The organism is Shinella sp. GW835-FHT14H05, from assembly GCF_058793575.1.
Genome location: NZ_JBXAFY010000006.1, coordinates 222,812 through 235,561 on the forward strand (window position 1 = coordinate 222,812; position 12,750 = coordinate 235,561).

Annotated in this window: 10 protein-coding genes; 5 read left to right on the forward strand and 5 right to left on the reverse strand. The window is 64.0% G+C overall.

Features of this window, described 5'->3' with window-relative positions:
• Nucleotides 1-10: 10 nt before the first annotated feature.
• Both AC1Q6Z_RS19695 and AC1Q6Z_RS19700 read right to left on the reverse strand, forming a co-directional pair.
• On the reverse strand, nucleotides 11-733 hold the full coding sequence (locus tag AC1Q6Z_RS19695; protein ID WP_492648966.1) for a ribonuclease T2 family protein: 723 nt from the start codon (nucleotides 731-733) through the stop codon (nucleotides 11-13).
• A gap of 77 nt (nucleotides 734-810) precedes the next feature.
• The gene (locus AC1Q6Z_RS19700; RefSeq protein ID WP_492648967.1) at nucleotides 811-1,671 is read right to left on the reverse strand and encodes a 23S rRNA (adenine(2030)-N(6))-methyltransferase RlmJ; all 861 of its coding nucleotides are present in this window, start codon (nucleotides 1,669-1,671) and stop codon (nucleotides 811-813) included.
• 102 nt (nucleotides 1,672-1,773) lie between these two features.
• Between AC1Q6Z_RS19700 and AC1Q6Z_RS19705 the strand changes: the two genes are divergently transcribed.
• The 4 genes from AC1Q6Z_RS19705 to creD all read left to right on the forward strand — a co-directional run bounded on the left by AC1Q6Z_RS19705 (nucleotide 1,774) and on the right by creD (nucleotide 8,379).
• Nucleotides 1,774-3,888 carry a molybdopterin-containing oxidoreductase family protein gene (locus AC1Q6Z_RS19705; protein ID WP_492648968.1) on the forward strand — a complete coding sequence of 705 codons (2,115 nt, stop codon included), beginning with the start codon at nucleotides 1,774-1,776 and terminating at the stop codon, nucleotides 3,886-3,888.
• Between the two features lie 20 nt (nucleotides 3,889-3,908).
• Nucleotides 3,909-4,505: an NUDIX domain-containing protein gene (locus AC1Q6Z_RS19710; RefSeq protein ID WP_492648969.1), complete on the forward strand. Its 597-nt coding sequence runs from the start codon at nucleotides 3,909-3,911 to the stop codon at nucleotides 4,503-4,505.
• 365 nt (nucleotides 4,506-4,870) lie between these two features.
• Nucleotides 4,871-6,661: an aspartate--tRNA ligase gene (gene aspS, locus AC1Q6Z_RS19715; protein ID WP_435265233.1), complete on the forward strand. Its 1,791-nt coding sequence runs from the start codon at nucleotides 4,871-4,873 to the stop codon at nucleotides 6,659-6,661.
• A gap of 281 nt (nucleotides 6,662-6,942) precedes the next feature.
• Nucleotides 6,943-8,379: a cell envelope integrity protein CreD gene (gene creD, locus AC1Q6Z_RS19720; RefSeq protein WP_492648970.1), complete on the forward strand. Its 1,437-nt coding sequence runs from the start codon at nucleotides 6,943-6,945 to the stop codon at nucleotides 8,377-8,379.
• A 66-nt stretch (nucleotides 8,380-8,445) separates the two neighbouring features.
• On the opposite strand, the gene AC1Q6Z_RS19725 is transcribed toward creD, so the two are convergent.
• Nucleotides 8,446-9,642 (reverse strand): aq_1923 C-terminal domain, encoded by a 1,197-nt coding sequence (locus tag AC1Q6Z_RS19725; RefSeq protein WP_492648971.1) that lies wholly within the window; start codon nucleotides 9,640-9,642, stop codon nucleotides 8,446-8,448.
• 212 nt (nucleotides 9,643-9,854) lie between these two features.
• Here AC1Q6Z_RS19725 and parC point away from each other — a divergent pair, with 212 nt between their 5' ends.
• Nucleotides 9,855-12,107: a DNA topoisomerase IV subunit A gene (gene parC / locus AC1Q6Z_RS19730; RefSeq protein ID WP_256118889.1), complete on the forward strand. Its 2,253-nt coding sequence runs from the start codon at nucleotides 9,855-9,857 to the stop codon at nucleotides 12,105-12,107.
• Here the strand turns inward: parC and AC1Q6Z_RS19735 are convergent, their stop codons facing one another.
• Both AC1Q6Z_RS19735 and AC1Q6Z_RS19740 read right to left on the reverse strand, forming a co-directional pair.
• Nucleotides 12,108-12,500 carry a type II toxin-antitoxin system death-on-curing family toxin gene (locus AC1Q6Z_RS19735; RefSeq protein ID WP_492648972.1) on the reverse strand — a complete coding sequence of 131 codons (393 nt, stop codon included), beginning with the start codon at nucleotides 12,498-12,500 and terminating at the stop codon, nucleotides 12,108-12,110.
• A complete protein-coding gene (locus tag AC1Q6Z_RS19740) occupies nucleotides 12,497-12,718 on the reverse strand; it encodes an AbrB/MazE/SpoVT family DNA-binding domain-containing protein (protein WP_492648973.1) in 222 nt (73 codons plus the stop codon). Before AC1Q6Z_RS19740 ends, AC1Q6Z_RS19735 begins: the two co-directional genes overlap by 4 nt.
• Between the last annotated feature and the right edge of the window lie 32 nt (nucleotides 12,719-12,750).

The window sequence follows — 12,750 nt, forward strand, 5'->3', positions numbered from 1 at the left end:
GGGTCCTGTTTTAGCGGATGGGCGGTTGTTCGATGGATTTGGCGCGGCAAGCCGCGCGGTCGACTTCGGGGCAGGGGCGGAAGGAGAGGTCCGACGTCATGCAGATGCGCACTTCTTCCAGCCGTCCGTCCTCACAGGTGACCGCGATGCCCTTGCGGTCGAGCCCGGGATTGGCGGCGGTGAAGGCCTGCTCCATGGCATCGGGCGAAAGGCGCGCGCCGCCGCGCTGCGGCTCTGCCTCCGCCGGAATGCGCACGCGCTCGAAGGCCGCGCGGGTGACGGCGAAATAGTCCTTCTGGCTGAGGCCCGAGCAGGAGCCGTGCTTGCGCCACTGGTGGCCGACCAGGCCCATTGAGGGGATGATGTCCAAGACAGTGCGGCCGAGGTTTTCCGGCACCCGGTCCGGCTCGCGGCTCGGGCAGAATTCCGGATAGCCGCGGTCGTTCTGCGGCCAGAGCCCATGCACGATGAAGCCGTTGTTCTCGCCGTGCCGGCACTGCTGGGTCTTGCCGGCGGCATCGTTGCCCGCGCACCAGGTCGGCGACCAGGACAGCGAGAGCACGTAGAAATCGAACCCTTTGCCGAGAGGGATTTTTTGCGCCGGCGTCTTGCGGCTCACTTCCGTCTTCGGCTTCTCGGCAGGCTTCTCCTCGCTGCAAGCGGCAAGCGTCGCCAGGCCGGCAAGGAGCAGGCTTGCGGATCGCACAACGGTGGAGAAGTGTGGCCGACTCATCGATCGGTGGCCGCGACGAAAGGCGTCATGAAAGTCTCCCGGTTCGGCGCGCGATTGTTGCCGCCGAACGGCAAAGGTCAAGAGGCCTTCGTTTCGCCCGCAAGCCAGAAGGCACGCGCCGAGGCGAAGCGATCCTGCGCCAGCCGTTCCTTCAGGAAGGGCAGCAGCACGTCGAGCTCCGGCTTCAGCGTGAAGGGCGGATTGACGACGATGAGGCCGGAGCCCGTCAGCCCCGTCGTTTCGCGGTCGCTGCGCACGGTCAGTTCCGCACAGAGCATCTTGGGAATGCCGGTCTCCTTCAGCGCCTTGTGGAAGGCGGCGATGGGCGCGTTCTTCTTCAGCGGATACCACAGGCAATAGACCCCGCCGGGAAAGCGCCGCACGGCCTTTTGCAGCCCGTCGACCAGCCGCTCGTATTCGCCCTCGATCTCGAAGGGCGGATCGACCAGCACGATACCGCGCTTTTCCTTCGGCGGCAGATGCGCGCCGAGCGACAGCCAGCCGTCGAGACGGGTGACGCGACTCTGGAAATCGCCGTCGAACAGCCGGTGCAACGTCTCGTAATCGTCCGGATGCAGCTCCATGGCGGAGAGCCGGTCCTGCGGGCGGAAGAGCTGGCGCACCAGTTTTGGCGAGCCGGGATAATAGGTTAGCCCGCCATGCGGATTCAATTCGTGAACGACCTTCAGGTAGGGCGCGAGGATATCCGCCACCGCCGCCGGCATGTCGCCGTCGATGAGCCGGCCGATGCCGTCAAGCCATTCGCCGGTCTTCTGCGCTTCCTCGCTGGAGAGGTCGTAGAGCCCGAGGCCGGCATGGGTATCGAGCACGCGAAACGCCTTGTCCTTGCCCTGCATGTAGAGCACGAGGCGGGCGAGCACGGCATGTTTCAGCACGTCCGCGAAATTGCCGGCGTGGTAGATGTGGCGGTAGTTCATTGTGCGACACCCACGATCATCCGCGCTGATGCGACGATGAATTGTTGCGATGGTAGAATGATTTGCCTTTTGGCACTTTGCGCTCTGCCATATAGAAAAGCCATGAACGTTGCGACCCCCAATCTCGGAAAACCCCGGATCGGCCATTCCGCCTGTCCGCACGACTGTCCCTCCACCTGCGCGCTCGACATCGAGATCGGCGCGGATGGCCGCATGGGACGCGTGAAGGGCAGCGCCGACAACAGCTACACGGCCGGCGTCATCTGCGCCAAGGTCGCCCGCTACGCCGAGCGCCTCTACCATCCCGACCGCCTGATGAAGCCCATGGTGCGCAGGGGCGAAAAGGGCAGCGGCGACTGGGCCGACATTTCCTGGGAGGCGGCGCTCGACGCGATTGCCGAAGCCTTCGTCAAGGCCGAGCAGGCGCACGGCACGGAGGCCGTCTGGCCCTATTACTACGCCGGCACGATGGGCCAGGTGCAGCGCGATTCCATCGAGCGCCTGCGCCACGCAAAACGCTATTCCGGCTTCTTCGATTCGATCTGCACCAATCCCGCCTGGACCGGCTTCACCATGGGCGCCGGCACGCTACGCGGCCCCGATCCGCGCGAAATGGCGAAGTCGGATTGCGTGGTGATCTGGGGCACCAACGCCGTCTCGACGCAGGTCAACGTGATGACCCATGCGGTGAAGGCGCGCAAGGAGCGCGGCGCCAAGATCGTCGTCATCGACATCTACGACAACCCGACGATGAAAACGGCCGATCTCGCGCTGAAACTGCGGCCGGGCACGGACGCCGCACTCGCCTGCGCCGTCATGCACGTCGCCTTCCGCGACGGCTACGCCGACCGCGCCTACATGGAGAAATTCGCCGACGACCCGGCCGGCCTGGAAGCGCATCTTGCGACGCGCAGCCCCGAATGGGCGGCCGCGATCACCGGCCTCACCGTCGAGGAGATCGAAACCTTCGCCGCCCTCGTCGGCCGCACCAAGAAGAGCTTCTTCCGCCTCGGCTACGGTTTCACCCGCAGCCGCAACGGCGCGGTCTCCATGCATGCCGCACTCTCCATCGCCACGGTGCTCGGCTCCTGGCAATATGAAGGCGGCGGCGCGTTCCACAGCAATTCGTCGATCTTCCACCTGCGCAAGAGCGAGCTGATGGGCACGAGGCTCATCGATCCGGACATCCGCGTGCTCGACCAGTCGCAAATCGGCCGCGTGCTGACGGGTGACGCCGTGGCGCTGCGCCATCGCGGCCCGGTCACCGCCATGCTCATCCAGAACACCAATCCGGTGAACGTAGCGCCCGAGCAGCGCCTGGTGAAACAGGGTTTTGAACGCGACAACCTGTTCGTCGCGGTGCACGAGCAGTTCATGACCGATACGGCGAAGCTCGCCGATATCGTCATCCCCGCCACCATGTTCGTCGAACATGACGACCTCTATCGCGGCGGCGGCCACCAGCACATCCTGCTCGGCCCGAAACTCGTCGAGCCGCCCGCCACCGTGCGCACCAACCTCTTCGTCATCGAGGAGCTGGCAAAGCGCCTCGGTGTCGATGGCATGCCCGGCTTCGGGCTGTCCGAGCAGGAGCACATCACCCGCATGCTGCCCTATTACGAGATGGATTTCGACGGCCTGAAAGAAGAGAAGTGGATCGATTGCCAGCCGGATTTCGAAGCCGCGCACTTTTTCAAGGGTTTCGGCTTTCCGGACGGCAAATTTCGCTTCCGCCCGAAATGGATCGACACGCCGGCGCCCAACCGGCCGCCAAAGGTGCTCGGCGCTTTCGGCCCGCATGCGGCGCTGCCGGCCTTTCCGGACCATGTCGAACTCATCGAGACGCCGGATGCCGAGCACCCCTTCCGCCTCGCCACGTCGCCCGCCCGCATGTTCCTCAACTCCAGCTTTACGGAGACCAAGGGCTCGCGCGAGCGCGAGGGCCGGCCGGAGGTGATGATCCATCCCGAGGATGCGATGGCCGAGGGCATCGCGGAGGGCGATATCGTGCATCTCGGCAATGTCCGCGGCGATATCCGCCTGCACGCGAAGATCACCGACAGCGTGAAGCCCGGCGTGCTGATCGCCGAGGGCATCTGGCCGAACTCCGCCCATCTCGACGGGGAGGGCATCAATGTGCTGACCGGCGCCGATCCCGTCGCACCCTATGGCGGTGCCGCCTTCCACGACAACCGCGTCTGGCTGCGCAAGGCCTGATTCCACCTGAAGGATTTTCCATGACGGCTCCAGCCACGTCCGCCATCCGCATCATCGACCAGCAGACCGTCTGGAAGCGCTTCATCCACCTTCGCACCCTCGTCATCGAACAGACCCGCGCCGACGGCCGGGTCGAACGGCTCGACCGCGAGGTGCATGACCACGGCCCGGCGGCCTCGGTGCTGCTGGTCGATCCCGCCCGCCAGTCGCTCATCCTCGTGCGCCAGTTCCGCCCCGGCGCCTTCTTCGGCGGGCATTCCGACGGCTTCCTGCTGGAGGTCCCGGCCGGCCTGCTCGATGACGACGCGCCCGAAGAGGCCGTCGCCCGCGAAGCGATGGAGGAGACCGGTTATGCCGTGCGCGACGTGCGCCACCTCTTCGACATCTATTCCAGCCCCGGCACGCTGACGGAACGCGTCGGCTGCTTCGTCGCCCGCATCGATGCCACGAAGCGCGACGGCAAGGGCGGCGGCGTGGACGGCGAGGGGGAGGATATCGAGATCGTCGAAATGCCGATCGACGAAGCGTATGGGTTGATCGCTACGGGTGGCATTCAGGATGCCAAGACGATCGTGCTGCTGCAATGGCTGATGCTGCATCGGGGCGAGTTTGGCTGAGGGGCGCGGGTGATTCTCGCTACTCCGGCCAGGCAGCTCTCGCGGCTTACCCCCCCTCTGCCCTGCCGGGCATCTCCCCTCAAGGGGGGAGATTGGATGTGGCGATGCCTTGCCTTTAATCGACGCCATATTTGAAGTGGTGAGTCTGCATCTAGCCGATCCCCGCCCTTGAGGGGGAAATGCCCGGCAGGGCAGAGGGGGGTGCCCATCCGCATCGCTTTCAACACTTGCTCCCAACGCGCCGACCTGGCCATTCCCCCGAAAGCCTTGACAAACGGGCGTGGTCATGCGCTTTTCCGCGCGATTTTCATGGTCGCTGCGCCGGGTTCTTCCCGCGCGGCCCTTCAGCATTTCAGGATAGCACGATGCACCGTTACCGCAGCCACACCTGCGCCGCCCTCCGCAAGTCCGACGTCGACGCCACCGTCCGTCTTTCCGGCTGGGTCCACCGCGTTCGAGATCATGGCGGCGTGCTCTTCATCGACCTTCGCGACCATTACGGCATCACCCAGGTCGTCGCCGACCCCGATTCGCCGGCCTTCAAGATGGCCGAAACCGTGCGCGGCGAATGGGTGATCCGCATCGACGGCCGCGTCAAGGCACGCACCGAAGACACCATCAACAAGACCATGCCGACCGGCGAGATCGAGCTTTACGCGCAGGAAATCGAGGTTCTCTCGGCCGCCAAGGAACTGCCGCTGCCGGTCTTCGGCGAGCCGGACTATCCGGAAGACGTGCGCCTCAAGTACCGCTTCATCGATCTTCGCCGCGAGACGCTGCACAAGAACATCATCAAGCGCACGCAGATCATCTCCTCCATGCGCAAGGGCATGGGCGAGGCGGGTTTTGCCGAATACACCACGCCGATCCTGACCGCCTCCTCGCCGGAAGGGGCACGCGACTTCCTCGTGCCGTCGCGCGTCCATGAGGGCAAGTTCTTCGCCCTGCCGCAGGCGCCGCAGCAGTACAAGCAGCTGCTGATGGTTGCGGGCTTCGACCGCTACTTCCAGATCGCGCCGTGCTTCCGCGACGAAGACCCGCGCGCTGACCGCCTGCCGGGCGAATTCTACCAGCTCGACGTCGAGATGAGCTTCGTCACCCAGGAAGACGTCTGGGACACGATGGAGCCGATGATGACGGCGGTCTTCGAGGAGTTTGCCGACGGCAAGCCGGTGACGAAGCAGTGGCCGCGCATCCCCTATGACGAGGCGATCCGTAAATACGGCTCCGACAAGCCCGACCTGCGCAACCCGATCGTCATGCAGGCCGTCACCGACCACTTCGCCGGCTCCGGCTTCAAGGTCTTCGCGAACATGATCGCGTCGAACCCGAAGGTCCAGGTCTGGGCGATCCCGGCCAAGACGGGCGGCAGCCGCGCGTTCTGCGACCGCATGAACGCCTGGGCACAGTCGACCGGCCAGCCCGGCCTCGGCTACATCTTCTGGCGCAAGGAAGGCGAAAAGCTCGAAGGCGCCGGCCCGCTGGCGAAGAACATCGGCGAGGAGCGCACGGAAGCGGTCCGTCAGCAACTCGGTCTCGAAGACGGCGACGCCTGCTTCTTCGTCGCCGGCGATCCGGCCAAGTTCTACAAGTTCGCGGGCGAAGCCCGCACCCGCGCCGGCGAGGAACTGAACCTCGTCGATCGCGACCGCTTCGAATTCTGCTGGATCGTCGACTTCCCGTTCTACGAATACAACGAGGACGAAAAGAAGATCGATTTCGCGCACAACCCCTTCTCCATGCCGCAGGGCGGCATCGAGGCGTTCGACAGCAAGGATCCGCTGGACCTCAAGGCCTACCAGTACGACGCGGTCTGCAACGGCTTCGAAATCGCCTCGGGCTCGATCCGTAACCAGTCGCCGGACCTGATGGTCAAGGCCTTCGAAAAGGTCGGCCTCAGCCAGACGGATGTGGAAGAGCGTTTCGGCGGCCTTTACCGTGCCTTCCAGTACGGCGCACCGCCGCACGGTGGTTGTGCCTTCGGCATCGACCGTGTCGTCATGCTGCTCGTCGGCGCGAAGAACCTGCGCGAAATCTCGCTCTTCCCGATGAACCAGCAGGCACAGGACCTGCTGATGAACGCCCCGTCGCCGGCAACGCCGACGCAGCTGCGCGAACTGGCCCTGCGCGTCGTTCCGACGGCGAAGAAGGACTAATCGCAAAACCTCTCCTCCGTCATGGTCGGGCTCGACCCGACCATCCAACACTTCGAGCAAGCCGGTGGATCCTCGGGTCAAGCCCGAGGATGACCTGGAGGTGGGGCTGATTTTCAGAAAATGGGCCGGCGGAAACGCCGGCCCCTTTCTTTTTGCCGAAAGACGCCACAATGCCGCGAATTCGCCGCCAGTCGATCAGAATTCGGCGCGCAATCAGTCGAAATGCACCCCTAGCGTGAAGTTGCGCCCACAGAGGCGATTCTCGACTGGAGGGACTTTTCATGACGACGACCGAAGCGGACGATCCCGTCCCCGCATCATTCCCGCATGCGATAAACCCCGAGCCGCGCGGCAACCTCGCCACCTTCCTGCGCTCGCCGGGCGTCAAGTTCATCATGATCGGCATCATCTCCGTGGCGCTGCTTGTGCCGCTGCTTCTCGTCTGGGGCCTGACGGAAGAGCGGGCGCAACGCGCCGCCGATGTCTCGCGCCGCATCTCCAATGGCTGGGGCGGCGACCAGACGATCAACGGTCCCTATCTGGCGGTGCCCTTCTTCGTGCAGCGCAGTCGAGACGTGGATGGCCGCACGATCGTTGATCAGGTGACCGAATGGGCGCTGGTGATGCCGGAGACGCTCGACGTCACGGCGGACCTGAAGACCGAGGAGCGCAAGCTCTCGATCTACACGCTGCCGGTCTACAACGGCGCGCTGACGCTCAAGGGCCGTTTCGGCAAGGGCATCTTGCAGGACCTGACGCAGTTCCCGGGCGAACCGCAGCTCGACCGGGCGTTCCTCGTGCTCAACATCAACGACATTACCGGCATCCGCTCCGATGCCGGCGTGAAGATCGACAATGGCGCCGTGCTGCCCTTCGATCCCGGCATGCGGCAGGTTTCCGCCATGGCGCTCGCCGCCGCTGACGGCTACCCAACGCCGCAGACGAATGTCGGCGTGCACCGGGCGATCGAACGGCCGCTCGTCGAAAACGGCTTTGCCTTCGAGATCGCGCTGTCGCTGAACGGCTCGCGCAGCTTCGCCGTCGCCCCCGCCGGCCAGACGACGAGCTTTGCCGCCAAGGCCGACTGGCCGCATCCGGGCTTCGAGGGTCTCTTCCTGCCGGAGCAGAAGTCCGTCACCGCGACGAATTTCGAAGCCAAGTGGACGATCCCCTATCTCGCCCGCGGCATCGACCGGGTCGCGGCCGGCTCGACGCTGCCGCTATCGGGCAGCCTGATGACGATCAACCTCGTGGAGCCCGTCCAGTTCTACCAGGTGATCTCGCGCACGCTGAAATATTCGATCGGCTTCATCTCGCTCGTCTTCCTCGCCGTCTTCGTCGTCGAACTGAAGGGCGGGCGCATGGTGCACTGGATCCAGTATGTGCTGACGGGCCTTGCCCTCATCGTCTTCTACGTGCTGCTGCTGGCGCTCGCCGAACATACCGGCTTCACCATCGCCTATGCGGTGGCGGCGCTCGCGACGACGCTGCTGATCGCCGCCTATCTCGGCAGCGCCACGGGCAGCCGCAAGAACGGCCTGTCGCTCGGCGCCGTGCTGCTCTCGGCCTATGGCGTGATGTATCTGGTGCTGCGTGAGGACGAATACGCGCTGCTCGCCGGTGCGCTCATCTCCTTCGTCACCATCGCGGCGACCATGTATGCGACGCGCCGCGTCGAATGGTCGGCCCCGGTGCCGCAGGCGACCCCGGCTCGTTGATGGCGCAAAACAAAAAGCCCGGAGCAGACGCTCCGGGCTTTCTTCGTTTGAGGTTGCCGAAACGGCTTACATTTCCTCGTTAGCCGTAACCGTCACGCCGAGGACCTGCGGGATGGTCTGCGGTGCGCCCATGGCGGCACCCATGATCATCGGGAACGGCACCGGCTCCTTCGGCTCGGCGCTGATCTTCAGGCTCTTCGGGTCGTCGAGATAGGTGTTCACGGCGGCCGAGATCTGATTCTGCAGGTCAGGCATGTTGAGCTGGGCGATCATGATCGGAACCAGGCCCTTGAGCGACTGCGCCATCTGGTCGCCGGAAACACCCTGTTCGCTGCCGGCATAGTCGAGCAGCTTCTTGGTGATCGAAGCATCCTCGAAGGAGAGCGACGCGCTGTTGAAGGTCAGCTGCTGCACGAGGCCCATCATGGCCATGCCCATGGCGGCGTTGGCCTCTTCCTTGTTCGGGTTGGCTTCGGCGGTCTTCATGGCTTCCTGCAGGTTCTTCAGGAAGTCCAGCGTGTAGCCGGAGAATTCCAGCGACAGGTTGAGGCGGCCGATATCCTTGAAGTCAAAGGCATATTCGTCGACCGCGAGCTTGCCGCTGGCAAGCTCCCAGCTGCCGGACATGTTGACCTTGCCTTCCAGCGACTGGATGCCGAGCTTGGCAAGCGTGTCCTTGGCCTTGGGGTCCTCGACGGTCGTCAGGTCCGCCTTGAGGTCGTTGAGCGTGGCGTCGAATTCAAGGCCGGCATCGGCGTCCATCCGGGTGATGTTCGCTTCCATGCCGGACATGGAGAAGACTTCCTTGCCCTTGGTCGAGACGCTGACCGGGCCGGCGGTGGCCGATTCGTACATCAGCAGCGATTCGAGCGTGCCGGGAACCACGGTGCCGGGGATCGATACGCCGTTCAGCGCGAGGTCCTTGGCCGAAACGGTTGCTTCTGCCTCGGTGACGTCGATGTCCTGGAATGCGACGGTCTCGATCGTGTAGCCGCCTTCGCCGTCTTCCTCGACGCCTTCCATGGTGATGGTGCCGAGCTTGATCGGCGCTTCGGCGCCCGTCGCCTTCAGCTCGGTGCCTTCCAGCGTCACGGTCGAGCCGTCGACGCCGACATTCGAATAGCCGATGGTAACGCCGCTCGTGGCATAGGTGGCATTCAGCTTCGCCATCAGATCCGCGCCGTCGAGCGCAAATGCGGGGCTTGCCAGGGTGGCGAGCGCAGCGCCGGCGAGAAGGGTGCGGAAATGGGAGGTGCGCATCATAGGTTTGGCTCTCTTTCTGGATTTTTTCGACGGCTGCCTTGCCGTTACCGCTCATAGACGTGCGGCGCGGTGACTATATTCGGGCCGGCGCAACTTTCCATGGCTTTCTCGCCCGCCCGCCGGTTTTCTCCGAAAGGCTTTACAAAGCACTATCCACAGCCGGATTGCCCGGATTCCTTGCCGCGAATCGGTCCGCGGGCTAGTCAAGTCCCATGGGACAAAACACCTTGCCGCCGGATGGCGGAGACGACAACATTCTGCCGGTCGACCTCAAGGCGGCGCTGGAAGAGCGCTACCTTGCCTATGCGCTGTCGACCATCACGCAACGCGCGCTGCCGGATGTGCGCGATGGCCTGAAGCCGGTCCATCGCCGCATCATCCATGCGATGAGCGAGATGGGCATCCGCGCCAACTCGTCCTTCAAGAAATGCGCCCGTATCGTCGGCGATGTCATCGGTAAATTCCACCCGCATGGCGACCAGTCGGTCTATGACGCGCTGGTGCGCTTGGCGCAGGATTTTTCCCAGCGCTATCCGATCGTCGACGGACAGGGCAATTTCGGCAATATCGACGGCGATAACGCCGCCGCCTACCGATACACCGAAGCGCGCATGACGGATGTCGCGACGCTCCTGCTCGACGGTATCGACCAGGACGCCGTGGATTTCCGCCTGACCTATAACGAGGAAGACGAGGAGCCGGTCGTCCTGCCGGGCGCCTTCCCGAACCTTTTGGCGAATGGCTCGTCCGGCATCGCCGTCGGCATGGCGACGTCCATTCCCTCGCACAATGTGCATGAACTCTGCGACGCCGCACTGCATCTCATTCGCCATCCCGATGCCGAGCTCGAAAAGCTTGTCGAATTCGTGCAGGGCCCGGACCTGCCGACCGGCGGCATCATCATCGACAGCCGAGAGAGCATCACCGAAGCCTACCGCACGGGCCGCGGCGGTTTCCGGGTGCGCTCGAAGTGGCAGACGGAAGATCTCGGCCGCGGCGGCTACCAGATCGTCATCACCGAAATCCCCTACCAGGTGCAGAAGTCGCGGCTGATCGAGAAGATCGCCGAGCTGCTGATCGCCCGCAAGCTGCCGCTGCTCGAAGATATCCGCGACGAATCGGCGGAAGACGTGCGCATCGTGCTGGTGCCGAAGAGCCGCACCGTCGATCCGACGATCCTGATGGAATCGATGTTCAAGCTCTCCGAGCTCGAAAGCCGCATTCCGCTCAACATGAACGTGCTGTCGATGGGGCGCGTGCCGCGCGTCATGGGCCTCAAGGAAGTCCTCGTCGAGTGGCTCGCCCATCGGCGCGAAGTGCTCCAGCGCCGCTCGCGCCACCGCCTTGCCGCAATCGATCGACGCCTCGAAATCCTCGGCGGCTACCTCGTCGCCTATCTCAACCTCGACGAGGTGATCCGCATCATCCGCGAGGAGGACGAGCCGAAGGTCTCGTTGATGGAGACCTTCTCGCTCACGGACGTGCAGGCCGAAGCAATCCTCAACATGCGCCTGCGCTCCTTGCGCAAGCTGGAAGAGTTCGAGATCCGCACCGAATTCGACACGCTGTCGAAGGAGAAGGCGGAGATCGAAGCGCTGCTCGCCTCCGACGAGAAACAATGGCAGACCGTCGCCTGGGAAATCGGTGAGGTCCGCAAGAAGTTCGCTAAAGCCACCGAGCTCGGCCGCCGCCGCACCCAGTTCGCCAGCGCCCCGGATGCCGATGTCGAGGCCATCCAGCAGGCGATGATCGAGAAGGAGCCGGTCACGGTCGTCATCTCGGAAAAGGGCTGGATCCGCGCGCTGAAGGGCCATATGTCCGATACGTCCGGCCTCCAGTTCAAGGAAGGCGACGCGCTGAAGGTGGCCTTCCCGGCGCAGACCACCGACAAGGTGCTGATCGTGACGACGGGCGGCAAGGTCTACACGCTCGGCGCCGACAAGCTGCCGGGCGGCCGCGGCCATGGCGAACCGCTGCGCATCATGGTCGACATGGAGAACGACCAGGACGTGCTGACGGCCTTCGTGCACGACTCGTCGCGTAAGCTCATCGTCGCCTCGCAGGCCGGCAACGGCTTTATCGTCGCGGAAACCGAGATGGTCGCCAATACCCGCAAGGGCAAGCAGGTGATGAATGTCGGAATGCCGGACGAGGCGAAGCTGGTCGTGCCGGTGCGTGGCGACCATGTCGCCGTCGTCGGCGAAAACCGCAAGCTGCTGGTCTTCCCGCTTTCGCAGCTGCCGGAAATGACGCGCGGCAAGGGTGTGCGCCTGCAACGCTACAAGGACGGCGGCGTCTCCGACCTGCGCTGCTTCGCCATCGCCGACGGCCTCACCTGGGACGACAGCGCCGGCCGCAACTTCGTGCGCAGCAAGGACGAACTCGCCGAATGGATCGCCGACCGCGCCACCGCCGGCCGCACCGTGCCGAAGGGTTTCCCAAGAAGCGGCAAGTTCAGCGGCTGATCAGCCGGAATAGGGGACGCTGACGTCGCGGAGGAAGCGCGTCGCGCCCTCTTCATCGATCTCGCCGGCGGCGACGGCGAGGACGAATGCGATGATATCGGCTTGCGACGCTTCGATCAGGAAGCCGTTCAGTATCAGGAATGAAAACGCCGCGAGGAAGCCCGTCCGCTTGTTCCCATCGGAAAACGGATGATTCCGTACAATGCCGTAGAGGTAAGCAGCGGCAAGCTCGAAAATGTCCGGCGTGCCGTAAGCAGCTTTGTTGAGCGGACGCGCCAAAGCGGCCTCCAGCGCGTTTTCGTCCTTTAGGCCGCTCAGCCCGCCATGTTCTCGCAGCTGTTCGTCGTGCATGACCTCGACAGCTTGGCGGGTCAGCCACTTGATGTTGCTCATTTGGCAAGTTCGCGCAGGGCAACGCGATACTTTTCCATGCCCATGCGAGCGGCCTTCAGTTGCTCTGCCAGATCGGCATTCTGCGGAACGAGTTGAATCTGACCGTTTTCTTCTTTCAAAGTCAGATCATCGCCCGCCTTAACGCCCATGCGGTCAAGGACGTCCTTCGGGATGATGATGCCTTCGGAATTGCCGATCTTGCGGATGGTGACGTTCATGGTGGTGATCCTTTGTTATAACTGAGTTATAA

Bases quoted from the DNA above. Each gene is read 5' to 3' on its own strand.
- AC1Q6Z_RS19695 (WP_492648966.1), bottom strand. From the start codon at position 733: ATGAGTCGGCCACACTTCTCCACCGTTGTGCGATCCGCAAGCCTGCTC.
- AC1Q6Z_RS19700 (WP_492648967.1), bottom strand. From the start codon at position 1,671: ATGAACTACCGCCACATCTACCACGCCGGCAATTTCGCGGACGTGCTG.
- AC1Q6Z_RS19705 (WP_492648968.1), top strand. From the start codon at position 1,774: ATGAACGTTGCGACCCCCAATCTCGGAAAACCCCGGATCGGCCATTCC.
- AC1Q6Z_RS19710 (WP_492648969.1), top strand. From the start codon at position 3,909: ATGACGGCTCCAGCCACGTCCGCCATCCGCATCATCGACCAGCAGACC.
- aspS (WP_435265233.1), top strand. From the start codon at position 4,871: ATGCACCGTTACCGCAGCCACACCTGCGCCGCCCTCCGCAAGTCCGAC.
- creD (WP_492648970.1), top strand. From the start codon at position 6,943: ATGACGACGACCGAAGCGGACGATCCCGTCCCCGCATCATTCCCGCAT.
- AC1Q6Z_RS19725 (WP_492648971.1), bottom strand. From the start codon at position 9,642: ATGATGCGCACCTCCCATTTCCGCACCCTTCTCGCCGGCGCTGCGCTC.
- parC (WP_256118889.1), top strand. From the start codon at position 9,855: ATGGGACAAAACACCTTGCCGCCGGATGGCGGAGACGACAACATTCTG.
- AC1Q6Z_RS19735 (WP_492648972.1), bottom strand. From the start codon at position 12,500: ATGAGCAACATCAAGTGGCTGACCCGCCAAGCTGTCGAGGTCATGCAC.
- AC1Q6Z_RS19740 (WP_492648973.1), bottom strand. From the start codon at position 12,718: ATGAACGTCACCATCCGCAAGATCGGCAATTCCGAAGGCATCATCATC.